The 23,355-nt window shown below is 66.2% G+C and carries 21 protein-coding genes; 7 read left to right on the top strand and 14 right to left on the bottom strand.

Annotated features, from left to right (window positions below; genetic code table 11):
• Window positions 1-93: 93 nt before the first annotated feature.
• The 3 genes from TSH20_RS16840 to TSH20_RS16830 form a co-directional block, all read right to left on the bottom strand.
• Window positions 94-3,282 carry an efflux RND transporter permease subunit gene (locus TSH20_RS16840; protein WP_109075808.1) on the bottom strand — a complete coding sequence of 1,063 codons (3,189 nt, stop codon included), beginning with the start codon at window positions 3,280-3,282 and terminating at the stop codon, window positions 94-96.
• Window positions 3,283-3,499: 217 nt separating this feature from the next.
• A complete protein-coding gene (locus TSH20_RS16835) occupies window positions 3,500-4,669 on the bottom strand; it encodes an efflux RND transporter periplasmic adaptor subunit (RefSeq protein WP_109075807.1) in 1,170 nt (389 codons plus the stop codon).
• A gap of 5 nt (window positions 4,670-4,674) precedes the next feature.
• Window positions 4,675-5,436: an alpha/beta hydrolase gene (locus TSH20_RS16830; RefSeq protein ID WP_109075806.1), complete on the bottom strand. Its 762-nt coding sequence runs from the start codon at window positions 5,434-5,436 to the stop codon at window positions 4,675-4,677.
• A 249-nt stretch (window positions 5,437-5,685) separates the two neighbouring features.
• Between TSH20_RS16830 and TSH20_RS16825 the strand changes: the two genes are divergently transcribed.
• The 3 genes from TSH20_RS16825 (at window position 5,686) to TSH20_RS34660 (ending at window position 6,542) form a co-directional block, all read left to right on the top strand.
• Window positions 5,686-5,877, top strand: a complete 192-nt coding sequence (locus tag TSH20_RS16825; protein ID WP_109075805.1) for a hypothetical protein — start codon at window positions 5,686-5,688, stop codon at window positions 5,875-5,877.
• Between the two features lie 244 nt (window positions 5,878-6,121).
• Complete coding sequence (locus TSH20_RS16815; protein ID WP_109075850.1) at window positions 6,122-6,358, top strand: DUF4926 domain-containing protein; 237 nt, start codon at window positions 6,122-6,124, stop codon at window positions 6,356-6,358.
• A complete protein-coding gene (locus TSH20_RS34660; protein WP_136702049.1) occupies window positions 6,345-6,542 on the top strand; it encodes a DUF6883 domain-containing protein in 198 nt (65 codons plus the stop codon). Before TSH20_RS16815 ends, TSH20_RS34660 begins: the two co-directional genes overlap by 14 nt.
• Here the strand turns inward: TSH20_RS34660 and TSH20_RS36280 are convergent.
• Together TSH20_RS36280 and TSH20_RS34980 are read right to left on the bottom strand one after the other, a co-directional pair.
• Window positions 6,514-7,233, bottom strand: a complete 720-nt coding sequence (locus tag TSH20_RS36280) for a hypothetical protein (protein ID WP_348770440.1) — start codon at window positions 7,231-7,233, stop codon at window positions 6,514-6,516. The two genes, TSH20_RS34660 and TSH20_RS36280, sit on opposite strands and share 29 nt — an antisense overlap.
• A gap of 178 nt (window positions 7,234-7,411) precedes the next feature.
• Window positions 7,412-7,663: a hypothetical protein gene (locus tag TSH20_RS34980; protein WP_158282006.1), complete on the bottom strand. Its 252-nt coding sequence runs from the start codon at window positions 7,661-7,663 to the stop codon at window positions 7,412-7,414.
• A 1,014-nt stretch (window positions 7,664-8,677) separates the two neighbouring features.
• On the opposite strand from TSH20_RS34980, the gene TSH20_RS16800 reads away from it, so the two are divergent.
• From TSH20_RS16800 to TSH20_RS16790, 3 genes are all read left to right on the top strand, one after another.
• Window positions 8,678-10,003 (top strand): solute carrier family 23 protein, encoded by a 1,326-nt coding sequence (locus TSH20_RS16800; protein ID WP_109075804.1) that lies wholly within the window; start codon window positions 8,678-8,680, stop codon window positions 10,001-10,003.
• Window positions 10,004-10,147: 144 nt separating this feature from the next.
• On the top strand, window positions 10,148-10,816 hold the full coding sequence (locus tag TSH20_RS16795) for a hypothetical protein (protein ID WP_109075803.1): 669 nt from the start codon (window positions 10,148-10,150) through the stop codon (window positions 10,814-10,816).
• A 189-nt stretch (window positions 10,817-11,005) separates the two neighbouring features.
• Window positions 11,006-11,992, top strand: coding sequence for a LysR family transcriptional regulator (locus TSH20_RS16790; protein WP_109075802.1), 987 nt, complete (start codon window positions 11,006-11,008; stop codon window positions 11,990-11,992).
• A 3-nt stretch (window positions 11,993-11,995) separates the two neighbouring features.
• On the opposite strand, the gene TSH20_RS16785 is transcribed toward TSH20_RS16790, so the two are convergent.
• The 8 genes from TSH20_RS16785 to deoC form a co-directional block, all read right to left on the bottom strand.
• Window positions 11,996-13,648, bottom strand: a complete 1,653-nt coding sequence (locus TSH20_RS16785) for an FGGY-family carbohydrate kinase (protein WP_109075801.1) — start codon at window positions 13,646-13,648, stop codon at window positions 11,996-11,998.
• 84 nt (window positions 13,649-13,732) lie between these two features.
• Entirely contained in the window at window positions 13,733-14,656 is a 924-nt protein-coding gene (rbsK, locus tag TSH20_RS16780) for a ribokinase (RefSeq protein WP_109075800.1), read from the bottom strand.
• Window positions 14,657-14,671: 15 nt separating this feature from the next.
• Window positions 14,672-15,757, bottom strand: coding sequence for an aldose 1-epimerase family protein (locus TSH20_RS16775; protein ID WP_109075799.1), 1,086 nt, complete (start codon window positions 15,755-15,757; stop codon window positions 14,672-14,674).
• A 24-nt stretch (window positions 15,758-15,781) separates the two neighbouring features.
• Complete coding sequence (locus TSH20_RS16770) at window positions 15,782-16,774, bottom strand: ABC transporter permease (RefSeq protein WP_109075798.1); 993 nt, start codon at window positions 16,772-16,774, stop codon at window positions 15,782-15,784.
• A gap of 12 nt (window positions 16,775-16,786) precedes the next feature.
• Window positions 16,787-17,764, bottom strand: a complete 978-nt coding sequence (locus TSH20_RS16765) for an ABC transporter permease (RefSeq protein WP_109075797.1) — start codon at window positions 17,762-17,764, stop codon at window positions 16,787-16,789.
• A 12-nt stretch (window positions 17,765-17,776) separates the two neighbouring features.
• Entirely contained in the window at window positions 17,777-19,279 is a 1,503-nt protein-coding gene (locus TSH20_RS16760) for a sugar ABC transporter ATP-binding protein (protein ID WP_109075796.1), read from the bottom strand.
• A gap of 85 nt (window positions 19,280-19,364) precedes the next feature.
• Window positions 19,365-20,411 (bottom strand): autoinducer 2 ABC transporter substrate-binding protein, encoded by a 1,047-nt coding sequence (locus TSH20_RS16755; protein ID WP_109075795.1) that lies wholly within the window; start codon window positions 20,409-20,411, stop codon window positions 19,365-19,367.
• A gap of 186 nt (window positions 20,412-20,597) precedes the next feature.
• The gene (deoC, locus tag TSH20_RS16750) at window positions 20,598-21,269 is read right to left on the bottom strand and encodes a deoxyribose-phosphate aldolase (protein ID WP_109075794.1); all 672 of its coding nucleotides are present in this window, start codon (window positions 21,267-21,269) and stop codon (window positions 20,598-20,600) included.
• Between the two features lie 274 nt (window positions 21,270-21,543).
• Between deoC and TSH20_RS16745 the strand changes: the two genes are divergently transcribed.
• Complete coding sequence (locus tag TSH20_RS16745) at window positions 21,544-22,311, top strand: DeoR/GlpR family DNA-binding transcription regulator (protein WP_109075848.1); 768 nt, start codon at window positions 21,544-21,546, stop codon at window positions 22,309-22,311.
• A gap of 9 nt (window positions 22,312-22,320) precedes the next feature.
• On the opposite strand, the gene TSH20_RS16740 is transcribed toward TSH20_RS16745, so the two are convergent.
• Window positions 22,321-23,268 carry a LysR family transcriptional regulator gene (locus tag TSH20_RS16740; RefSeq protein ID WP_247874484.1) on the bottom strand — a complete coding sequence of 316 codons (948 nt, stop codon included), beginning with the start codon at window positions 23,266-23,268 and terminating at the stop codon, window positions 22,321-22,323.
• Window positions 23,269-23,355 lie beyond the last annotated feature (87 nt).

The raw sequence follows: 23,355 nt of genomic DNA, 5'->3' as shown, positions 1-23,355 counted from the left end.
ACCCCGACCCTCTCCCCGCTTTCGGCGGATCTTCGATCCGCCTGTCGCGTCAGCGCAAACGAAGTTTGCGCGTGAGCGGGGGAGAGGGAGCTATCAGCCCATCTTCCACTCCGCCGGCGGCTCCTCGCCATGCGCCGGCGCTTCCGCCCGACGCTCCGCCCCGGCCAGCTTGCGCAGCAGCACGTAGAACACCGGGGTCAGCACCAGACCGAACAGCGTCACGCCGATCATGCCGGCGAACACCGCGACACCCATCGCATGCCGCATCTCGGCCCCCGCGCCAGTGGAGGTGACCAGCGGCACCACGCCCATGATGAAGGCGATGGAGGTCATCAGGATCGGCCGCAACCGCAGCCGGCTCGCCTCGATGGCCGCCTGCACCACGCTGCGCCCCTCATGCTCCAGCTCGCGGGCGAACTCGACGATTAGGATGGCGTTCTTCGCCGACAGCCCGACCAGCACCATGAAGCCGATCTGCGTGAAGATGTTGTTGTCGCCCCCCGTCAGCCACACCCCGAACAGCGCCGACAGCACGCTCATCGGCACGATCAGCAGGATGGCGAGCGGCAGCGTCAGGCTCTCATATTGCGCCGCCAGCACCAGGAAGACCAGCAGCACACTGATCGGGAAGACCCACAGCCCGGCATTGCCGACCAGGATCTTCTGATAGGTCAGGTCGGTCCATTCCAGCTTCACGCCGCGCGGCAGAACCTCCGCCGCGATGCGCTCCGCCGCCGCTTCCGCCTGTCCCGAGGAGAAGCCGGGCGCCGGCCCGCCATTGACGTCGGCGGCGGTGAAGCCGTTGTAGCGCACCACCATCTCCGGCCCGTATCCCGGCTGCACGGTCACCAGCGACGACAGCGGCACCATGGTCCCCGCCGCGTTGCGGGTCTTCAGCAGCCCGATGTCGTCGGCGGTATCGCGGAACGGCGCGTCGGCCTGCACCCGCACCTGATAGACGCGGCCGAAGGCGTTGAAGTCGTTGACGTACAGCGACCCCAGATAGATCTGCATGGTGTCGAACACCTCGGCGACATTGACGCCCAGCTGCTTGGCCTTCACCCGGTCGAGATCGACGTCCAGCTGCGGCACGTTGATCTGGTAGGCGGAGAAGGTCGGCCCCAGTTCCGGCGTCTGCGCCGCCCGCTTGACGAAGGCGTTCACCGCGCCGCTCAGCGCCTCATAGCCCAGGTTCCCGCGGTCCTCCAACTGCATCTTGAAGCCGCCCAGCTGCCCCAGCCCCATCACCGGCGGCGGCGGGAAGATGGCGACGAAGGCCTCCTTCAGCCCGGCATAGCGCTTCTGCAAATCCATGGCGATGGCCCCGGCCGACAGCGACGGATCCTTGCGCTCGGCAAAGGGCTTCAGCGTGACGAAGACGATGCCGGCGCTGGAGCTGTTGGTGAAGCCGTTGACCGACAGCCCCGGAAAGGCCACCGCGCTCTGCACGCCGGGGCGCTTCAGCGCGATGTCGGTCATCTCGCGGATCACCGCCTCCGTCCGGTCGAGCGAGGCGCCGTTGGGAAGCTGGGCGAAGCTGATCAGATACTCCTTGTCCTGCATCGGCACGAAGCCCGACGGCACCGTGCGGCCGAGCAGCACCGTGGCGCCGATCAGCAGCGCATAGACCGCCAGCATCACGCCCTTGCGCCGCACCACCCCGCCGACACCGCGGCCATAGCCCTCCGACGCCCGGTGGAACACCCGGTTGAACAGCCGGAAGAAGCCGCCGAACACCCGGTTCATCGCACGGGTCAGCCAGTCCTGCGGCTCGTCATGGCCGCGCAGCAGCACCGCCGCCAGGGCCGGCGACAGCGTCAGCGAGTTGAAGGCGGAAATCACGGTGGAGATCGCGATGGTCATCGCGAACTGCTTGTAGAACTCGCCGGTCAGGCCGGTCATCGCCGCCAGCGGCACGAAGACGGCGACCAGCGTCAGCGCAATCGCGATGATCGGCCCGCTGACCTCCTGCATGGCGCGGATGGTGGCGTCGCGGGCCGACAGGCCGGACGCGATGTTGCGCTCCACATTCTCGACCACGACGATGGCGTCGTCGACGACGATGCCGATGGCCAGCACCATGCCGAACAGCGACAGCGCGTTGATCGAGAAGCCGAAGGCCAGCAGCAGCGAGAAGGTGCCGACGATGGAGATCGGCACCGCCAGCAGCGGAATGATCGACGCCCGCCAGGTCTGCAGGAAGATGATCACCACCAGCACGACCAGCGCCACCGCCTCCAGCAGCGTGTGCACCACCGCCTCGATGGAGGAGCGGACGAACTGCGTCGGGTCGTAGACGATGGAATAATCCACCCCCTCCGGCATGTCGCCCTTCAGCTCCGCCATCACCTTGCGCACCTCGTCGGAGATGGCGAGCGCGTTGGCGTCCGGCGTCTGGGTGATGCCGAGCGCCACCGCCGGCTTGTTGTCGAGCAGAGAGCGCAGCCCATATTGCGCCGCCGCCAGCTCCACCCGCGCCACGTCGCGCAGGCGGGTGACGCCGCCGTCCTCGCCGGTCTTCAGCACGATGTCGCCGAACTCGTCGGCGGTTTTCAGCCGGCCGCGCGCATTGATCGACAGCTGCATCGGCACGTCGGGCAGCGAGGGCGAGGCGCCGATCACGCCGGCCGCCACCTGGACATTCTGCTCGCGGATGGCATTGACCACGTCGGTGGCGGTCAGCCCGCGCTGCGCCACCTTGCCGGGGTCGAGCCACACCCGCATCGCATAGTCGCCGGCGCCCCACACCTGCACCTCGCCGACACCGGCGATGCGGGTCAGCCGGTCCTTGACGTTCAATACCGCGTAGTTGCGCAGGTACGTCATGTCATAGCGGTCGTTGGGCGACAGCAGATGCACGACCATGGTCAGCGTCGGCGAACTCTTGACCGTGGTGACTCCGAGCCGCTGCACGTCGGCCGGCAGCCGCGGCATCGCCTGCGCCACGCGGTTCTGCACCAGTTGCTGCGCCTTGTCCGCGTCGGTGCCCAGCTTGAAGGTCACGGTCAGCGCCATGTTGCCGTCGCTGTTCGCCTGCGACTGCATATAGAGCATGCCTTCGACGCCGTTGATCTGCTCCTCCAGCGGGGAGGCGACGGTCTCGGCGATCACCTTGGGGTTGGCGCCGGGGAACTGCGCGCGCACCACGACGGACGGCGGCACCACCTCCGGATATTCGGAAATCGGCAGGCGGAACACCGCGATGGCCCCCGCCAGGAACAGCGCCACCGACAGCACGCCGGCAAAGATCGGCCGGTCGATGAAGAATTTCGAGATGTTCATCTGGGGTCTCCGAGGGCGTGCGCTTCGGTTCCCTCTCCCGCCCCGGGAGAGGGAAGGGGCCCGCCGCGAAGCGGTGGGAAGGGTGAGGGGGCGTGCAAGAATCCCGTACCGCACGGTTCCTTGGATCACCCCTCACCCTCCCCACGCCTGACGGCGCGGGTCCCCTCCCTCTCCCGGGGCGGGAGAGGGCTGATAAGGCGCATGCCCTTGTTGTTTCTTACCGCGCCGCCGTCTGGGTCTTCTCAGTCCCCATGGCGACCATCTTCGGCGTGACCGCCATGCCCGGCCGGGCGTGCTGGGTGCCGTTGACGACCACGCGCTCGCCGGCCGCCAGCCCGTCGGTCACCACGCGCAGCCCGTTCTGCAGCGCGCCGAGCTTCACCGGCCGGTACTCCACCTTGTTCTCCTGCGTCACCACCAGGACGAATTTCTTGTCCTGGTCGGTACCGATGGCGCGGTCATCGACCAGCAGCGCGTCATAGGGCTTGGTGCCCCCCACCTTCACCCGTGCATACAGCCCCGGCACCAGCACGCCGTCGGCATTGTCGAAGCGGGCGCGCACGCGGATGGTGCCGGACACGCTGTCCAGCCGGTTGTCCACATACTCCACCATGCCGTCGCGCGAGTAATCCTCCTCGTTGGCAAGGCCGAGCCGGACCGGGATCGTCCCGGAATCCCGCATCGGCGCGATGTGGCGCAGATAGGTCTGCTCATCGACGTCGAAGGAGGCGTAGATCGGCGATTCCGACACCAGAGTCGTCAGCGGCTCCGCGGCGGCACCGGCGGCCACCACATTGCCGACCGTCCGTTCCGCCCGCGACACCCGGCCCGACACCGGCGCCGTCACCCGCGTGTAGCCGAGATTGAGCCGCGCGATCTCCAGCGCCGCCTGCGCCGCCTTCAGGTTGGCGGTCGCCTCGCGGGCGGCATTGTCCTTCTGGTCCATGGTGCTGCGCGAGATGGTGTCGTCGCGCACCAGCTTCTGCGCGCGGTCGAGGTCGGCGGCGGTCAGCCGCACCCGCGCCTGCGCCGCCGCGACCTGCGCCTCGGCCCGCGCCACCTCCGCCTCATAGGGGCGGGGGTCGATGGTGAACAGCACGTCGCCCTTCTTCACCAGCGCGCCGTTGCGGAAATGCACGGCGACGATGGTGCCGGGCACCTGCGGCCGGATATCGACGCGGTCCACCGCCTCCAGCCGCCCGGAATAGGACTGCCAGTCCGTCACCGGCCGGGCCAGCACGGTGGCGACATCCACCTCGGCCGGCGGCGGGGCGGGAGTTTCGGAGGCCGTTTGTGCCTCGGCCGGGCTGCGCAGAGTGACGGCGCCGGTCAGTGCCGCCACGGACACGCCGGCCGCGATCAGTAGGGAAAGTGTCTTGCGGGACATGGGTTTTACCTGTGGCTCGAAGTGTCGGGATGGGCGCCGGTCAGGCGGCGCCGGAAGAAATCGGCGGCGGCGGCCAGCGCCGGCGCGTGTTGGGCGAGGCCGGCATGGCTGACGCCGGCAAAGCGGGTGACCTCGGTCGGCACCCCGGCGTCGATCAGCCGGGCGGCATAGCTTTCCGCCTCCGGCCGCAGCACGTCGTTCTGCGCCGTGGCGATCATGATCGGCGGTAGCCGGCCGAGCCGGCGCGATTCCAGGGGCGCCGCATAGGGATGCAGCCGCAGCGCCGCCTCCGGCAGATAGGCGCGGTAACAGCGCGCGCAGTCTGTCACGCTGCCTTCGCCGTCCCCCACGCGCGTCAAACTCGGGTCGAGCATCGGCCCGAGCAGCGCCTGCGCCGCGATCTCCGGCCCGCCGCGGTCGCGGGCGAGCAGGGTGAGCGACACCGCGACATGCCCGCCGGCATCATGCCCGGCGACGCCCAGCGGCCCGGCCCGCTCCGCCAGCCAGAGGGCCGCGGCATGGGCATCCTCGATGGCGGCGGGAAAGGGATGGGCGGGAGCCAGCGCATAGCCGACCGCCACCACCAGCGCCGGAATGCTCTCCGCCAGCGCCATCGCCGGCACCTCGACATCCTCGACCGACCCGGAGGTGAAGCCGCCGCCATGGAAATACAGCACGCCCGGCAGCGGCCCGGGAAGCGCCGGCCGATACAGGCACAGCGGGACCTCGCGGCCCTCCACCCTCAGCGACGTGCGTGAACGTTCCATCCCGATCCGGCGCCCTGGCGCCCCTCCTGCAATGCGGCAAGAGCAATAATGTGCAAGCGCCCGGGTGGGATAAAGCCGCTGCGGCTGGGAACAGAATTCAGCCGGGACGAACAATCGCGGCGGGGTGGCGGTGGTCATTTGCGGGGAACGGGCTATTCGGGCCGGTGCCGTCCTGGCGCGAAGGGCGTTCGCGTCCGGCTGCACGATCCTATATGCTCAACGGAAAGCATAACGTGGGAGGATGCGGGAATGCGCTATCACATCACGGGGAGTTCTCAAGTTGGCGTAATGGGCCTGAAGCGGGACACTCTCGAAGGTGCGCTCAAGAAGGCCAACGAACTCCGCCAGCAAGGCATCTATAACGACGTGCAGATCATTGATACCGAGACGGGAGATGCCGTCAAAGAGCCGTTGCCTGACGGCGGTCGGGAAGGGAATTGAGCCATGCCCAAGGGGCCCCTAGGCAGTCCGCCATCGTGCTCATGGACGACCTGCGCATCCGGCTGAACAACCGGGTGCAGATCACCACCGACGGGCACAAAGCGTATCTGGAAGCGGTGGAATGAGCCTTCGGCGGGGACGTTGACTAGGCCCGGCTCATCAAGCTCTTTGGCGACGTTCCGGAGTCACACAAGGGCCACGATTGGCAGGGGAGGTTATGATGTCCGAGCCCATGGGGCGCTTCATGTGGACTCCGCACAGTCGCTCGACCGACAGCGGAACGCACGAGCCGATCGAGGAACTCACACGGGTGGCGCTGTCCAAGCCGGTTGAGACCGAGGACGGCGTGCTGCCTGCCGGGTCGATGGGGACCGTCGTCGGCGTGTACCGGGGTGGCGCCGCCTACGAGGTCGAGTTCGCGAAGCCCTTCCACACCGTCGCGACCGTTATGCCGGACGCCATTCGACATGCACGTGCCTGACGCCGACAAGGCGACGCTGGACCTCAAGAAGCTCACCCATCACCTGCTGGTACCCGATCACCCCGAAGGAGGCCCGAAGGCCAAATTCTTCATGGCTTGCGGTTACAGCCATGACAATGTTACCGCCTTCGAGGCGGCGCTGCCGCCGCATCGGGTCAGACCTGATCCCACATTGCCGCTATAAACCGGCAAGCGGCCTCAATGTCATTCACCCTACGGACGTTGCTGTTAGGGGCTTGGAACACCTCCCCATGCTGAACGTCTATCGACATGCAAAGCCGATTGGACGGGACACGTTCTGATTGGATGTTCTGCTCAATGTGAAGCCGCGCCAATGCGGCGACGCAGTAGCCCATTTCCTGACGCCGCGCTCTCGCAGAGTCCGTGTCCGCGTCGTCCTGAGTCATTCTCAGAATTGCTGCCCCTATCTGCTGCTGGCTCCGACTCGATCCATGGACCAGCATGTCGGCGCGCACAGAGATCTCGACACCTTGTATTGTCAGCTTTGGCTGGCTGTTTGGGGCGAGAATGAACTGAAACGCGGATAGCCTATTGGACATTCTCTGAATAGCGTGCAGTACTTCAATAGAATGACGTGCATCTTCTTTCCTCATGCTACTCTCAGAGGGATCATCCATCCGTTGAGAAAGCATATTCTCAGCAGTAACAAGGCAATTCACAGGGCGACGAATATCTGTTAAATATTGGCAGATTGCTGCCCTTGCGTCGCGATATCGGATGATAGGTGGAGTTTGAGGGTTCTTGGCCCTTCGAATGATACTTACCCTTGCCGTGTCAGACGACACCATGAAGAGGGCAAGTTCGTTGGTGGAAATCCTGGGCGCTTGCCGCACCGGGGGAAAAGCGATGGCCATGGACGATATCCTCATGAGCGCGAAGATCGGTGAGGGGCGGAGTGTTCATATTGCCACCCTTTCGCGTCAGACGATAGTTGACTCAGGAGCAGAGCACCTTGGGTTCAGTGGGTACTTTGTTTTCGAAGCTAGCGATCTCCCTGGCAATGGTGGCATCGACGTTCTCGGGAAGGCTCAGTCATTTGAAGCCGCCCTGCGATTGGCCGATATAATCGCTGCTGGATTGCGAACGACGTTCGTGCACGAAAGCGATAATGCTTTCATTGCGTGCGGCCACGCCGACTGACTCACTCATATTGACCATCCGCTCTGTATTCGCTGAGCGTATGCACTGCCGCTCTGATGGCCTCGTTCTGCCATCTCCGAGTCGCACCAAAAGCAGGCCGAAATGAACATCATGTTCTTGTTTGGGTGCCTGACCGATCTTCATGTCACTGTCAGTGACGGGGGCCGAATGCGGCGCTTTTGAGGCGCAACTATGCTTGTACGCATCGCGGGAAATCGCGAATTCGTCATAAATGTCTTTATTTATCAATGTATTACGGCTTGAGAAGAATTATCATTTGCGCTTCTTGAAGTCCCCGCAGTCAACCTGTGGGGCGCAGCGGAGACCAGCAGCAATATTACTGGTAACGGCGGCGCTTGACAGCAACCTACGGACTTGCTCATTTGTCTCTATGCACTACTCGACGCGACACACGTCGCTACGCCGCGCCCTTAGAGCGCTGGTGCGAAATCCCCTAGGCAACGAAGGAGGCCGCAAGGCCACAACGCCCTAACTTTGTCCGGCGTCAGAAGCCCAGCTAGCGATATGCGGCTGAGCGGACACTCCCCGGTCTCGGAATCCTACCTCCGAAACCAGGGAGAGCCACTTTAGGACTTAACCGCACAAGCTGAGCACTTGACTCGCGGTTCATGCTTTTGGGAAAGCGGAATTACGCTAACGCATGAACTCGCTCTTTTCAAGGGTCAAGTGCTCCTGAACCTTCCGTCAAGGAGCACAAAAATGGAACTCCACTCTCCGCGTCGCGCCAACTTCATGAAAGCTTGTTACGTTAAGTGGCTGGTTGGTGTAGAGGGCACGACACAGACTGAGGCGGCAATCCAAGTTGGCCTCAATGTTGGAACGGTGAACCATATCATCCATGGTCGCCGCTATCGCAGCGCGCGGCCTATTTGCCCACCTAAGTATCGGCAGTAATCCGGATCAACGCTGCGGATCGGTTGCGCCCTCTGGCGAAGCGATCCGCAGCGTTGCGCATCCGATGGCCGTCAGCATTTGAAGCATGAAAGTGGCTTTGAATGCCCCCGTCCGGTCTTGTTGCTGACGTTCCTACCGCCTCCGCACAAAAATGTGGCGCAACGCCCTCGCAAACGCCAAAAAGCGGGCGACGTACATCCCCCGGCAACAGCGCCGTTCCACCCATCTTCGGACAGAACCTTCATGGCAGATTACTTCCCGCGTTGGCCGCTCGCGGCCGGCCCCGTCGTCCAGCCGGACGAGCGCCTTCCCTGGGGCTCGACGCTGACGCTCGGCATCCAGCATCTTGTCGCCATGTCCGGCTCGACCATCCTCGGGCCGCTGCTGATGGGGTTCGATCCGAACCTCGCGGTGCTGTTTTCCGGTATCGGCACGCTGCTGTTCCTCGTGCTCACCGCCGGGCGGGTGCCGAGCTATCTCGGGTCCTCCTTCTCCTTCATCGCCGTGGTGATCGCGGTCACCGGCTACACCGGCCAGGGGCCCAACCCGAACATCGGGCCGGCGCTGGGCGGCATCATCGCGGCCGGCGTGGTCTATGTCCTCATCGGCCTGCTGGTCAGCTACACCAGCACCGGCTGGATCGAGCGGCTGATGCCGCCGGCGGTGACCGGCGCCGTCGGCGCGGCGATCGGCCTCAACCTGTCGCCGGTCGCCGTCAAGGGCATCGAGGGCAGCGGTCCGCACACCCTCGTCGCCCTGTTCACGCTGGTCGCCACCGCCGTCATTGCGGTCTATGCGCCGCTCGCCATCCGGCGGCTCTCGATCCTCGCCGGCATCGCCGCCGGCTATGTCTTCTATGTGGTTCTCGCCAACGGCTTCGGTCTGCTGCCGCCGGTCAGCTTCGCCGAGTTGGCCACCGCCCCGTGGTTCGGCATGCCGGCCTTCCGCACACCGACCTTCGACGCCGGCGCCATGGCGCTCGTCGCCCCCATCGCCTTCATCCTGGTCGCCGAGAATCTCGGCCACATCAAGGCCATCGGCGCCATGACCGGGCGCAACCTCGACCGCTTCATCGGCCGCGGCTTCATCGGCGACGGCATCGCCACCATCGTCTCGGGCAGCGGCGGCGGCACCGGCGTCACCACCTATGTCGAGAACATGGGCGTGATGGCGGTCACCCGCGTCTTCTCCACCCTGATCTTCGTCGTTGCCGCCATCGCCGCCATCCTGCTGGGCTTCTCGCCGAAGTTCGGCGCCCTGCTGCGGACGATCCCGGCGCCGGTGCTGGGCGGGCTGGCGACCGTCGTCTTCGGCCTGATCGCCGCGGCGATGGTGCGGCTGTGGGTCGACAACCGCGTCGATTTCTCCGATCCGCGCAACCTCATCACCGTAGGCGTGACGCTGGTTCTCGGCGCCGGCAACTTCACCATTTCCACCGGCGGCTTCTCCATCGGCGGCATCGGCACCGCGACCATCGCGGCGATCGGCCTCTATCAGCTGCTCGGCATCGGCCGTGCGCGCGAGACCGCCCGCACCGCGTCCCAGCCGGCGGCCACCACTCTGCACTGACGCTGAAACCCTGGGAGAGCGCCTTCCCGGCCTTGCCGGTAACGACCATCACCGGCAAGTCCCGTTTTTTCAAAAAACCCGCCACATCAGGACTAAAGTCCCATAGCCTCTCCGCAAAGCCCCACCAACCTGCGGAGAAAGACCATGCCCCTCGACAGCCGCACCCTCGCCGCCGAGCGTTTCCCCTGCTGGGCCGAAGAGCCGCCGGTCCCCTCCGAAGGCTCCCTGGTCCCCGGTTCCCAGTTCCACGAGGAGCAGTGGATCATGGCCGCCGGCATGCTGGCCCGCGGCAACAGCTTTCTCCAGGTCTCCCGCGCCATGGGCTGCAGCCGGACGACTCTCTGGCGCGCCTATTACGGTTCCAAGGATTTCCGTCACAGGGTCTGGTGGGAGCGTCAGGCGCTGAACCGCGAGGCCGAACTCCGCCTCTCCTCCCTCCGCGCCCTGGTCGCCGAGCAGATCGAACGGCTGGTTTCGGCCGGCGACCCCTCCACCGTCCGTTGGCTGGCCGAGCGGCTCGGCCTGTTCGCCGGCCTGGACGCCGCGGCCGGCAAAGCCGCTCTCAAGCCCGCCCCGACACCTGAAGACCCGCCCGCCGTCACCGTCCCCGAACTGGACGACGACCTCCCCGGCGAACTGCGCGAGCGCACGCCGCCCGATCCCGAGATGATCGCCGCCATCCTGGCCCGTCCGGAATCCGAAGGTCCGAAGGGCATCTTCCCCTTCACCGTCAACCAGTACGAGCCCTATCCCAACCTCAACCCCGGCCCGGTGCCCCGCCGCGGTGCCGGTGCTTTCTCCCGCCGCCGGTAGATGGAACACCCGCCGGAAACTGTTCCACGCTGTTCCATCCCACCGCCTCTTGAACTACGCCTTTCTCCCTCTCCCCGGGGGGGAGAGGGGACTCTGCCGGTTGCTATTCGCCTATCTTCGGCGGACACTCTCCGCGCTTGATGGGGGCCGCGCCCGGCGCTGGCCGTGGTTGGAAAGGACGGGATCCGTATGGACAAGCTGCATGCGATGCGCGTCTTCATCCGGGTGGTCGAAGCGAACAGCTTCACCAAGGCGGCGGAAACGCTGGGGCTGCCGCGCGCCTCGGTGACGACGACGGTCCAGAATCTGGAGGCGGCGCTGGGCGTGCGCCTGCTCCAGCGCACCACCCGGAAGCTCAGCCTGACGCTGGACGGCGCCGCCTATCTGGAGGGGGCGACCCGCATCCTGTCGGAAATCGACGAGATCGAATCCACCTTCACCAGCGCGCGCAAGACGCCGCGCGGCCGGCTGCGGGTGGACATGCCGGGTTCCATCGGCCGGCTGGTCATCATCCCCTCGATCCACGAATTCCACGCCAAATACCCGGACATCGAGCTGATGCTGGGTCTGGGCGACCGTCCCATCGATCTGGTGCAGGAGGGGGTGGATTGCGTGGTCCGCATCGGCGAGCTGGCGGATTCCAGCCTGCTGGCGCGGCGCATCGGCGCCATGCAGCAGATCACCTGCGCCACCCCGGCCTATCTCGCCGAGCATGGCGAGCCGAAGACGATCGAGGATTTGGAGCGCCACATCGCGGTGAATTATTTCAGCAACCGCACCGGGCGGAACATGGAGTTCTGCTTCCAGCGCGACGGCGCGGTGGAGGAGGTCGCCATGAAGGGCGTCGTCTCCGTCAACGACGCCGACGCCTATGTCACCTGCGGCCTGGAAGGGCAGGGCATCCTGCAGCCCGCCCGCTTCATGGTGCTGCCGCATCTGCGCAGCGGCGCCCTGCGTGAGATTCTGCGCGACTGGCGGCCGCCCCGCATCCCGATCTCCGCCGTCTACCCGCACAACCGGCACCTGTCGCCGAAGGTGCGGGTCTTCGTCGACTGGCTGGCCGAACTGTTCGAACGCTGCCCCCTGCTCCAGGGCGAGGAGCTGCCGGGCGATCTGTGCGAAAAGCAGACGGCCCCGGTGATGGAACGGGAAGGCGCCTGCGAGTGCGTGATGTGAGGTCTACCGGGCACCCTCCAACCCCATCTCCATCAGGGCCCGGTAAGCCATCAGGTCCTCGTGCATCCGCAGGAACACGGCGTATTTGGCGTCGTGGTAGGCCCGCATCCGCCCCTCGGCCGGCTTGATGCTGCGGCCGGCGCGGCTCATCCCGGCCATGCCGGCGGCGATGTCCGTGAAGGCGCCCGCCGCCACCGCTCCCAGCACGGCGGCGCCGAGCAGCACCGCCTCCGGCTCCTCCGGCAGGACCAGGGTGCAGCCGGTGGCATCGGCATGGGCCTCCAGGAACACCGGATTCTTGGTGCCGCCGCCGCAGGCGAGGATGGTGTCGATGGCATAGCCCCGCTCGTTCATCGCCGCCACGATGTGCCGGGTGCCATAGGCCACCGCCTGCACCGTCGCCAGATAGAGCAGCGCCAGATCCTCCAGCCCGTCCGACAGCCGAAGCCCGCTGATGGCGCCGCGCAGGCTCGCATCCGCCCGCGGCGAGCGGTTACCGTGGAAGTCGGGCAGCACATGCAGGTCACGCGTCAGCATCGCCACCGGTCCGCCGCTGCGCTCCGCAAGATCCGCCAACTCCTCGTTCAGCAGTTGATAGACCGTGGTGCCGCGCCGCTGGGCCTCAAGGGCAAGCTCGGCATGGCGGGGATGGCCCTGGACGACATGGTCGATCAGCGCCCCGGTCGCCGACTGCCCGCCCTCGTTCAGCCAAAGCCCCGGCAGCATGGCCGAATGATAGGGACCCCAGACGCCGGGGATGAAGCGCGGCGCTGCCGGACTCATCACCATATGGCAGCTCGACGTGCCGCCGATCAGCGCCAGCCGCCGGTCGAAATCGACGCTGTCCGACGCCTCCAGCGGCACGCCGATCACCCCGATCCCGCCGGCATGGGCGTCGATCAGCGAGGTGCCGACCGCGATGCCCGGCGTCAGCCCAAGCTCGCGCGCCGCCTCCGCCGTCAGCCCACCGGCGATGGCGCTGCCGACCTCGCCGACATCGGTGCCGATGCGGGCATGGCCCTCATCCACCAGATCGCCCAGTCCGATGGCGCGGAGATAGCCGTCGTCCCACCGTCCCTCATGCCCCAGATAGGTCCACTTGCACACCAGAGAGCACAGCGACCGCCGCGTCGCCCCGGTCGCCCGCCAGGTCAGGAAGTCCGGCAGGTCGAAGAAGTGGGCGGCGCGGCTCCAGCTGGCCGGGAGGTTTTCCTTCAGCCACAGCAGCTTCGGCGTCTGCATCTCCGGCGACAGCCGCCCGCCGACATAGCGCAGCACCTCATGCCCGCCGGCGTTGATGCGGTCGGTCTGGTCGATGGCGCGATGGTCCATCCAGACGATGACGTTACGGGAATCGTCCCCATCCGGATCGACCGTCACCGGCCGCCCGGCGGCGTCCAGCACCACCAGCGAACAGGTGGCGTCGAAGCCGATGCCGACCACCTCCGGCCTTTCGGTGCATGCGGCCAACGCCTCCTGCACCGCGACGCAGACGGCGGCCCAGATGTCGTCGGAGGACTGCTCCGCCCACTCCGGATCGGGCTTCCACATCCGGATGGGGCGGGAGGCGGCGGCCAGCCGGCGCCCGGCAAGGTCGAAGATGCCGGCGCGGGCGCTGCCGGTCCCCACGTCGACTCCGATCACGGCGCGCGTCATGGCGTGTCCTCCGTCCGACGCTTGGAGTGCGATCGCTTCAGACGGAATCGTCTGAAGCGTGAATCGCACGGAAAATCAAAAAAGCTAAAGGCTGGCGCAGAAGGCCTCGAACGCCTCGCGGCTGGCATAGGATTTCTGGGTGCCCGGCCGGGTGATGCTGTCGGCGGCATAGCGCACCGCCATGTGAAGCGCGGCGTCGAGGTCGCGGTTCTCGACATAATAGCGCGCGAAGCTGCCGATGAAGGCGTCGCCGGCCCCGGTGGTGTCGACCGGCGTGACCCGCACCGGCTCGATCCGCCGCGTCTCCTCGCCCTTCGTCACCAACAACGCCCCTCGCGCGCCCAGCGTGACGATGACGGTGCGGATGCCGCGCTCGATCAGCGACTTCGCCGCCGTCTCGGCCTCCGCCTCCGACGTGACCGGCAGTCCGGAGATGGTCGCCAGCTCCGTCTGGTTCGGCACCAGGAAGGTCACCTGCTCGATCCGCTTGGGGTCGAGATCGGCAGGCGCCGGGGCCGGGTTCAGCAGGGTTTCGATGCCATGCCGCGCGCCGAACTCGATGGTGTGGTAAATCGTCTCCAGCGGGACTTCCAACTGCATGACGATCAGGTCGCAGCCCTTCAGATCCTCGGCGGCGCGGTCGACGTCGGCCGGCGACAGCAGCGCGTTGGCGCCCTTGATGATCAGGATGCTGTTCTCGCCCGACGGCTCGACGAAGATCGGGGCGACGCCGCTGGAGGTGCCGGGCACCCGCTCGACATAGCGGGTGTCGATGCCCGACGCTTCGAAGTTGCGGATGGTGTTGTCGGCGAAGATGTCGTCGCCGACCTTGGTGACCATCATCACCTCCGCGCCCAGCCGGGCGGCGGCGATGGCCTGGTTGGCGCCCTTGCCGCCGCAGCCCATCTCGAAGCGCGGCGCCTCGATGGTCTCGCCGGGGCCGGGCATGCGGGCGGTGTAGGTGATCAGGTCGACCATGTTGCTGCCGACCACGGCGATCTTGCCCATCTTCGGTATCTCCTCTCACAGCGCCCGGATGGCGCATTCCTCGGCTTCGGCCTCGTCGGCGGTCAGATAGCCCAGCCGGACGGAAAAGCGCCGCGTCTCGCCGCCCGCCAGTTTCTGGACATTGCCCTTCATCGCCTCCGCAGCATAGCCCTCCGGCTCGCATGTGGAGGGCAGTGCGAAGGCGCAAACCTTCTGATCGCTGTTGACCAGCACCCAGCGCACCGTCTTGGGGAACTCCCGCGTGCTGTAGGCGATGTGGAAGGCGTCGCCCTCGCGCCGCCGCATCATCACCGCGGTACCGCCCTCCTCGTCGGTGCGCAGGCCGCGGATGTAGAAGACCTGCTCGGGGTCGTAGCGCTCGGGCTCGTCCAGCACCTCCATCACCGCCGGATCGCGGGCGAGGTCGGACAGCAGCGCGTCATAGGCCGGGCTGCGCGGCACATGGGCCGGCACCACCGTGCGAACCGCCGTCGCCTCCGGCGTGAAGGGAGCCGGCTGGACGATGCGAGCGCCCTCGGCGAAGGCGAAATTGACGTGGCACATGTACATCAGGTCCATCGCCGCTCCCGACAGGTTCTCCACCTCCATCCGGATGTCGAACAGCGCGGAGCCGGGGCGCAGCGCCACGCGTGGGCGGGCGACATAGTGGGCGCCGAAACCCATCACATACTCACGCCGGCCGGTGACCGCCATGTATGGGCCTTCGTCGTCCTCCCCCACCTCCAGCCCGGCGGCATCCATCGGGGCGCAGGGCATCTCGCCATGCAGAAGGTGGCTGTCCTGCGGACCCGGGCAGCCGTTGCGCAGCAGCCCGGAATGGAAGGCGAAGCAGCCGTATGTGCCGACGATCTCGGTCGCCGGCCGCGGCATGTCGAACATGTTCGCCATGGTCAGGTCGACACCGTCGAACACGGCGTCCCACACCATTTGGCCGTAATAGGGCAGCACCACCAGATGCCCGCGCCGGTTGGACAGCCGCACCGCCTCGATCCCGCTGTCATAGCGGAACAGGCTGGCGGTCATGCCGTGCGCCTCGGCGACCGGGCGCTCCGCTTCGCCGAAGAAGCTTTTGCGGAAATGGATGGCGGTTCGGACGCTCATGTGATGTCCTCCCTGGAAGGCCGTCTAGCGGGTACGGTTCTTGTAGGCGTTGATGGCGATGACCAGCAGCAGGAACGCGCCCCAGATGAAGTCGATCAGGTGGTTGGAGAAACGCAGGATCTGGAAGCCGCTCGACAGCAGCATCAGCGCCACCACCGCGATGGTGATCCCCAGCACCGTTCCCCGGCCGCCAGCCGGGTTGGTGCCGCCCAACACCGCGATCAGCACCGCCTGCAACAGGTAGGAGTTGCCATAGTCCGACTTGGCCGCGTTGGTCCGCCCCGACAGGATGATCCCGGCGACCGACGCCAGAACGCCGGTCAGCATGTAGCTGTACAGCACCATCCGCTCCCGCTTCAGACCGGCGAACAGCGCCGCCTTCGGGTTGGTGCCGATCAGCATCAGATTGATGCCGAGCGCGGTGCGGGTCAGCAGGAAGGCGATCAGGACCGCGATCACCGCGAACAGCACGAAGGGCGTCGCCAGCCCCAGGATCTTGCCATTGCCGACGAAGGCCCAGGCGGCGGGAAAGCCGACGATGGCCGGCCCGCCGGTCAGCACGATGGCAAGCCCGGTGAAGACTTGCCCTGTCCCCAGCGTCGCCAGGATCGGTGTGATGCCCAGCCGGGTGATCAGCAGCCCGTTGACGGTCCCCGCCACCAGCCCGGTGCCGAGCGCGATGACCCCGCCCAGCAGGACGGTCAGGATCCCGGTGTCGGCGATGCCGGCCGCCCCCGCCATCTTGTGGAACAGTACGCCGGCCAGGATGCCCGACAGGTTGGCAACCCCCACCACCGACAGGTCGATGCCGCCTGTCAGCATGGCGATCATCATCGCGATGGAGAGCAGGCCCAGTTCGGGGAAGATGTAGGTGAGGGATTCGAAGTTGTAGTAACGGAGGAACTTGTCGGGGCTGAGCGCCGTCATCACGACGAAGATCAGCACCGTCATCACCAGCAGCTGGACGATGTTGTTGTCGCGGTTGACCAGACTGCGGATGTTCATTTGTGCCTTCATGCTCCCGCCTCCTCACGCCGTCCGGCGACGGTCGCGCCAAGCCGACAGGGCGGTCGCGACGATGACGATCGACCCCACGACGACGAGCTGCCAGGTGGTGTCCACGCGCATGATGATCAGGCTGTTCTTGACCATCACCAGCATGAAAACGCCGAGCATGGTGCCGAGAACGCTGCCCCGGCCGCCGAAGATCGACGCTCCGCCCAGCACCACCGCGGCGATCACGTCCAGTTCCAGCCCGACGAAATCGCGCGGGTTGGCCAGCCAGATCATGCCGCTGTGCAGAAGACCGGCAAAGCCGGCCAGCGCCCCGGCGACGCAGTAGACGAAGAAAATGGTCTTGCGCAGGTCGAAGCCGGCCCGCCGCGCCGCTTCCGGATCGCCGCCCAGCGCGTAGGCGCTGCGGCCGATCATGGTGTAGCGCAGCACCAGATGGATGAGGACCGCCAGCCCCAGATAGATCAGCACCATCGCCGTCAGGCCATAGGTGGTGCCGTCGGCCTTGGTCACGCTGACCACCTCGGTGCGGGCGAAGTCGATCAGCGCGGTCGGCATCTTGTTGATGTTGATCATGCTGGTGCCGACGACGCCCAGCAGGAAGCCGCGCACCATGGCGCTGGTGCCCAGCGTCACGATCAGCGGGATCATGCGGAATTTATAGACGAAGAAGCCGTTCACCGCGCCGAACAGCAACCCCATGACGGTGGCGGCCAGCAGCGGCAGGACGACGCCGTTGTATCCCAGCGCCAGCATACCCTTGATCGTCAGATACATGGCTGCGACGGCGAAGGCCGGGAACGACACGTCGATGCCGCCGGAGATCAGCACCAGCAGCACGCCCATCGCCATGATGCCGATGATGACGTTGCTGCGCATCAGGCTGAACAGGTTGTCGAGCTGCCAGAAGGCAGGGTTGATCGTGCCGATGAGGACCATGGCGAGCAGCAGGATGCCCGCGATGACCGTTTCCGACCGGCGGAGCAGGGCCATCGGTTCCTCCCCTCAGGTAAAGGTCTTGAGCCGGTCGCTGACCGTCTCTTCGGTGATGTCGGTGGCGGGCAGATCGTCGATGAAGCGCCCGCGATGCATCAGCACGATGCGGTTGCAGTTCTGCACCAGCTCCAGCACGTCGTCGGAGATCATCAGGACGGCGAGGCCGTGATGCTGCGCCAGCTCCCGGATCTTGGCATGGATTTCCGCCTTCGATCCGACGTCGACGCCCACCGTCGGGCCGTTCAGGATCAGCACGCGGGCGTCTGTCAGCAGCCAGCGGGCCAGAACCACGCGCTGCTGGTTGCCGCCGGACAGCTGCATCACCGGCTTCTCGGCGGTGGGTGTGGCGATCTGCATGGCGCGGACCATGCCCTGCGTCATCTCCTCGGCCTGGTCGCGGTCGATCACCAGCTTGGGTGCCAGCCGTTCATAGGAAGTGGCGAGCATGTTGCGCTTGATGCTCTGCGGCAGGAACAGCCCTTCAGTCAGGCGGTCCTCCGGCACATAGGCGATGCCGGCGGCGATGGCCTCCTGGGTCGTGCGCAGCCGCGCCGGCTTCCCGTCGATCAGGATCTCGCCACGGTGGTTCGGGACCATGCCGAACAGCGCCAGCGCCAGGTCGGTGCGTCCGGACCCCAGCAGGCCCGACAGCCCGACGATCTCACCCGGCCGGATGGCGAGGTTCAGCCCTTCGCATTTGCCGGGGACGGTCAGGTCGCGGATTTCCAGCCGGGGCGGCACCTGCGTGCCGGGCGGCGGGGTCCAGACATAAGGTTCGTTGAGGATGTCGCCGCCGGTCATGTGGCGGGTGATCAGCGCCTCGTCGAAGTCGCCGGTCGGCCCCTCCGCCACCTTGCGGCCGTTGCGGATGACGGTGATGCGCTCGCTGATCTCCAGCATTTCGCGCATCTTGTGACTGACGAACAGGATGGCGATGCCGCGCGCCTGGATGTCGCGGACGATGCGGAACAGCGTCTCGACCTCCTTGCGGGTCAGGGCGGTGGTCGGCTCGTCCATGATGATCAGGCGGGCGTCGGACATCAGGGCGCGGGCGATGGCGACCAGCTGCTTGCCGGCGGTCGGCAGCGAGGCGACCTCCGCATCCAGGTCCAGTTCCACGCCCAGCCGGTCCACCGCCTCGCGGGCGATGGCGCGGGTGCGCCGCCAGTTCATCAGGCGCCGCTTTTCGCCCAGATGGACGTTCATCGCCAGATTCTCGGCGACCGTCAAATTCCCGAACAGGGAAAAGTCCTGGTAGATGACCTGGACGCCACGGGCGATGGCGTCGATCGGCGTCATGCCGGTCACCGGCTTGCCGTCGATCAGGATTTCGCCGCCGTCCGGCTGATAGACGCCGGACATGATCTTGATGACGGTGGATTTGCCCGACCCGTTCTCTCCGGCCAGGCAATGGATCTCGCCTGGCCTGATGACCAGCGACATGGTGTCCAACGCGACGACGCCGGAAAACACCTTCCGGATGTCCCGGAGTTCGATGAAACCGTCTGACATGTCTTCCGCCCGGCGGTTCGAGGAAAGGATGAAGACGCGGGCGCCGGCAGCCGTTGCCGGCCATCGGCGCCCGCCCCCGGGGTCATCAGAAGTTGTAGGCGTCCATGTTGTCCTTGGTGACGCCGACCCAGCCCTGGCCGTAGAGCAGGTTCGGCTTCGCGCCCTTCGGGGTGGTCAGGTCGGTGTAGCCGGGCAAGCCGAGGTTCAGGCCGGCCTTGATCTGGTCCTTCTTACCGTCCAGCGCCATCACCGCCAGCATGTTCATGGCATAGCCGGCGACCGCCGGATCCCAGAACTGGATGTACTGGATGTCGCCCTGGGCCAGATACTGGCCGGCCACCGACACCAGACCCGTGCCGGAGAAGGACAGCTTGCCCTTCAGCCCGCGCTCGGCGATCAGACGCCCGGCACCGGCCGAGGTCGGCATCGGGCCGCCGATGATGCCCTTCAGGTCCGGATAGGTGGTCAGGACTTCCTTCAGCTTGTTGTAGTCGGTGTTGGCGTCGTCATAGGTCTCCAGACGGTTGGTCGCCAACTGCATCTTCGGGAAATGTTCCTTCTGATAGGCGATGGCGCCGTCGATCCATTCGTTCTGCGACTTGGACGTCAGGCTGCCGACCGTGCAGACATACTTGCCCTCGCCGCCCATCGCCTTGCCCAGCACTTCCATCAGCTTGGCGCCGTAGGCGAAGTTGTCAAAAGCCTCCAGCACATAGTCGGCGTTCTGGATGTTCGACGCCTCATGCGCGATCACCACGATGCCGCGGTCGCGCGCCTTCTTCAGCACAGGCTCCACCGCCTCGACGGAGAAGGGGACGATGGTGATGGCGTCCACGCCCTGGGCGATCAGGTTCTCGACCAGTTGGACCTGCGCCGCGGCATCGGCTTGGCTCGGCCCGACCATCCAGGTGTCGTGCCCGGTGTCGGCGGCGAACTGCTTCACGCCTTCGCGCATGCGGTCGAACCAGGCGATGCCATCGACCTTCACCACGGTGGCGATGGTGTACTTCTTCTTTGTGGCGTCGGACTTCAGCGTCTTGACGGCATCCGGGGTCGGAACCGGATCGGCGGCCATCGCCGGTCCGGCGACCAGCGATGCGGCGACGATGAGCGAAGACAGCAACTTCTTCATGTTGGCGTGACTCCCATGAGAGGCGATTCGCGCAGCACGGCAGAGACGGGAACCCGCAACCCACCGTCGGCGCCGGGGTGTTTGCCACCCCTTCCGCGTTCCGTTTTTCGTGATGCCGTGCCGGGTGGGACGGACGGAACTCCCGCCCGACCGGCACGCTGTGCGGCGTGCGCGCCGCCGGCGGGGTCAGCCGCCGACGATGGTCACGCTGGCGCTGGCGCCGATGCGCGAGGCACCGGCCGCGATCATGCGGCGGGCATCCTCGGTGGTCCGTACGCCGCCCGAAGCCTTGACACCCATGCCGTCGCCGACGGTCCGGCGCATCAGCGCCACATCCTCGACGGTGGCGCCGCCGCCGGCGAAGCCGGTGGAGGTCTTGACGAAATCGGCTCCGGCCTCCTGCGACAGTCGGCAGGCCAGCACCTTCTCCTCATCGGTGAGCAGGCTGGTCTCGATGATGACCTTCAGCAGGGCGTCGCCGCAGGCCCGCTTGACTGCGGCGATGTCGTCGCGCACCTCCGCCGTCCGTCCGGCTTTCAGCAGGCCAATCGGGATCACCATGTCGACCTCGCGGGCGCCGTGGCGCACCACCCACTCCGCCTCGTCCGCCTTGATCGCCGTTGGATCGGCGCCGAAGGGGAAGCAGATCACGGCGCAGGGCGCCACCGGCGATCCGGCCAGCCGTTCGCTCACGAGCGGAATGAAGATGGGGTTGACGCAGACCGCCTTGAAAACGTGCGCGCGCGCTTCGTCGCACAGCCGCTCAACATCGGCGGGCTGAGCATCCGGGCGCAACAGGGTGTGGTCGATGAACGGAGCCAGACCGGCCGGTTCGGTCGGAACGCTGGGCATGGGCATCTTGGTCCTCCCGGGGAGCCCCTTATCCCTTGGGGCCTCTCCTCCTTGTCGCCGGAATGCCGACACCGCTTCGAAGTTCGTTACGATGTTAACATTCTAACATTTTCTGAAAGGATAGTTTCACGCTGTCGCGCTCTGTGTCAAGATCAATGCATGCCCTTGTGATCCTGGCCACGGCCATCCCGCTTATTGGTTTGCGCCATTGGGATTAACTCGTCTGGATTGTATGGTGCGGCCGCGCGCAGGATGGGCGGAAACGGTGCGGGATGCGGACATGTCGATGAGAAGGGCTGAGCGTCTGAACCGGTTGCAGTCCGCGCTGGATGCCGGCGGCTACCTCCGGCTGAAGGATGCGGCGCGGCTGCTGGATGTTTCCGAAATGACGGTGCGGCGCGACATCGCGTCTTGCGGCGGGCGGTTCGCCTATCTCGGCGGCTACATCGCCGGCGGGCTGGAGAGCGCCGGCGGCATGGGCTATATCCTGGACCGCGAGCGGGACACTCACATCGAGATGAAGCGGGCCGCCTGCGAGGCGGCGGCGACCCTGCTGAAGCCGGGCGAGACGGTGTTCATCGACTGCGGCACCACCACCACCCATCTGGCCAGCCGCATCCCGGCCGACAGCCAGATCACCGTGGTCTGCTACGCGATGAACATCGCGGAGATCGTCTGCAAGAAGCCGGGCGTGCGCGTGGTCATGCTGGGCGGGCTCTATCACGCCTCCTCGGCGTCCTTTTCCAGTCCGGAGTCGCTGGAGATGCTACGCGGCATCGGCATCAACACCGCCTTCATCTCGGCCGGCGGCGTGCATGAGTCGCTGGGGATCAGCTGCTCCAACTTCCACGAGGTCGAGATCAAGCAGACCGCCATCGCCAACGCCGTGACCAAGGCGCTGGTGATCGACAGCAGCAAGTTCGATCAGGTCAAGCCGGCCTTCTTCGCCAAGCTCGACAGCTTCGGTTTCCTGTGCTGCGACAACGGGCTGGACAGTGTGCGGGCCGAGCGGTTGACCGCTGCCGGGGTGCACATCGTGCTGACATGACGCCTGGGTTCAGGTGCCGAGCACCAGCGCCCGATGGCTGGCCTGGATGCTGTCGATGATCGCCTGCCCGCGTTCCAGCAGATAGCTGCGCAACTGCGCATGCACCGGCAGCAGCGGCAGGCTGCGGCGGTGGGCGATGTACCAGGACCGCATCAAAGGCAGCCCTTCCACCTTCAATTCCCGCAGCATCCCCAGCGCCAGTTCCAAATCCACGGTGTGGCGGGACAGCAGGGCGACGCCGATGCCGGCCATGACCGCCTGCTTGATCGTCTCGTTGCTGCTGGAGGTCATGACGATGTGGGGGGTGAAGCCGCGGCCATTGAAGTAGGCGTCGGTCAGCGCCCGCGTGCCGGCGCCTTCCTCCCGGGCGATGAAGCCGCTGCCGGCCAGATCGGACAGGCGCAGGGCCGGGGCATCGGCCAGTGGATGGGTCGGCGCACAGATGATGATGCTGGGATGGCGGGCGAAGGGCTCGGCCAGCAACTCCTCCCCGTCCAGCGGGCGGCCCATGATGGCGAGGTCGACCTCGCCCTTGGCGACCATCGCATTCACCTCCCGCCGATTGCCGTCCTGGAGGTGGATCGACACGCCCGGCCGCTCCGCCTGGAAGCGGGAGACCATGTGCGGGGCGATGTATTTGGCGGTGCTGACCAGTCCGATGGTGACGTTGCCGCCGGTCACCCCCTTCAGCGCCTGCATCCGCCGGTCGGCATTGTCCAGCGCCTGGAGGATCAGCGTCGCATGTTCCAGCAGGTCGCGCCCGGCCTCCGTCAGGACGACGCGCCGGCCCACCCGCTCGAACAGCGGAAAACCGCAATGGCCCTCCACCTGCTTGATCTGGAACGAGACCGCGCCGGGGGTCAGGCCGAACTGCTCTGCCACCCGTGCGAAAGACAGGCTGCGGGCAGCGGCGGTGAAGATCTGAAGCTGGCGCAGGGTGGCGTGCTGGATGGTCATCGGCCGGCCCATTCATCAGGGATCCCTAGCCATATTATGCTGTGTATTTGAATTTTCCTCAACAGTACGTGCGGCTAACATTTTCAT

The organism is Azospirillum sp. TSH20, assembly GCF_003115935.1.
Taxonomy (GTDB): Bacteria; Pseudomonadota; Alphaproteobacteria; order Azospirillales; family Azospirillaceae; genus Azospirillum.
Note: the sequence above shows the minus strand (reverse complement) of the source record. Positions and strands in the feature narration are given on the sequence as shown.

What these genes read in the sequence shown, in the direction of transcription:
- TSH20_RS16770 (WP_109075798.1), bottom strand. Translation starts at nt 16,774, where the DNA reads ATGAAGGCACAAATGAACATCCGCAGTCTGGTCAACCGCGACAACAAC.
- TSH20_RS16830 (WP_109075806.1), bottom strand. Translation starts at nt 5,436, where the DNA reads ATGGAACGTTCACGCACGTCGCTGAGGGTGGAGGGCCGCGAGGTCCCG.
- TSH20_RS16800 (WP_109075804.1), top strand. Translation starts at nt 8,678, where the DNA reads ATGGCAGATTACTTCCCGCGTTGGCCGCTCGCGGCCGGCCCCGTCGTC.
- rbsK (WP_109075800.1), bottom strand. Translation starts at nt 14,656, where the DNA reads ATGGGCAAGATCGCCGTGGTCGGCAGCAACATGGTCGACCTGATCACC.
- TSH20_RS34980 (WP_158282006.1), bottom strand. Translation starts at nt 7,663, where the DNA reads ATGAAGATCGGTCAGGCACCCAAACAAGAACATGATGTTCATTTCGGC.
- TSH20_RS16835 (WP_109075807.1), bottom strand. Translation starts at nt 4,669, where the DNA reads ATGTCCCGCAAGACACTTTCCCTACTGATCGCGGCCGGCGTGTCCGTG.
- TSH20_RS16790 (WP_109075802.1), top strand. Translation starts at nt 11,006, where the DNA reads ATGGACAAGCTGCATGCGATGCGCGTCTTCATCCGGGTGGTCGAAGCG.
- TSH20_RS16740 (WP_247874484.1), bottom strand. Translation starts at nt 23,268, where the DNA reads ATGACCATCCAGCACGCCACCCTGCGCCAGCTTCAGATCTTCACCGCC.
- TSH20_RS16745 (WP_109075848.1), top strand. Translation starts at nt 21,544, where the DNA reads ATGTCGATGAGAAGGGCTGAGCGTCTGAACCGGTTGCAGTCCGCGCTG.
- TSH20_RS16815 (WP_109075850.1), top strand. Translation starts at nt 6,122, where the DNA reads ATGTGGACTCCGCACAGTCGCTCGACCGACAGCGGAACGCACGAGCCG.
- TSH20_RS34660 (WP_136702049.1), top strand. Translation starts at nt 6,345, where the DNA reads ATGCACGTGCCTGACGCCGACAAGGCGACGCTGGACCTCAAGAAGCTC.
- deoC (WP_109075794.1), bottom strand. Translation starts at nt 21,269, where the DNA reads ATGCCCATGCCCAGCGTTCCGACCGAACCGGCCGGTCTGGCTCCGTTC.
- TSH20_RS16775 (WP_109075799.1), bottom strand. Translation starts at nt 15,757, where the DNA reads ATGAGCGTCCGAACCGCCATCCATTTCCGCAAAAGCTTCTTCGGCGAA.
- TSH20_RS16795 (WP_109075803.1), top strand. Translation starts at nt 10,148, where the DNA reads ATGCCCCTCGACAGCCGCACCCTCGCCGCCGAGCGTTTCCCCTGCTGG.
- TSH20_RS16760 (WP_109075796.1), bottom strand. Translation starts at nt 19,279, where the DNA reads ATGTCAGACGGTTTCATCGAACTCCGGGACATCCGGAAGGTGTTTTCC.
- TSH20_RS36280 (WP_348770440.1), bottom strand. Translation starts at nt 7,233, where the DNA reads ATGGCCATCGCTTTTCCCCCGGTGCGGCAAGCGCCCAGGATTTCCACC.
- TSH20_RS16755 (WP_109075795.1), bottom strand. Translation starts at nt 20,411, where the DNA reads ATGAAGAAGTTGCTGTCTTCGCTCATCGTCGCCGCATCGCTGGTCGCC.
- TSH20_RS16840 (WP_109075808.1), bottom strand. Translation starts at nt 3,282, where the DNA reads ATGAACATCTCGAAATTCTTCATCGACCGGCCGATCTTTGCCGGCGTG.
- TSH20_RS16765 (WP_109075797.1), bottom strand. Translation starts at nt 17,764, where the DNA reads ATGGCCCTGCTCCGCCGGTCGGAAACGGTCATCGCGGGCATCCTGCTG.
- TSH20_RS16785 (WP_109075801.1), bottom strand. Translation starts at nt 13,648, where the DNA reads ATGACGCGCGCCGTGATCGGAGTCGACGTGGGGACCGGCAGCGCCCGC.
- TSH20_RS16825 (WP_109075805.1), top strand. Translation starts at nt 5,686, where the DNA reads ATGCGCTATCACATCACGGGGAGTTCTCAAGTTGGCGTAATGGGCCTG.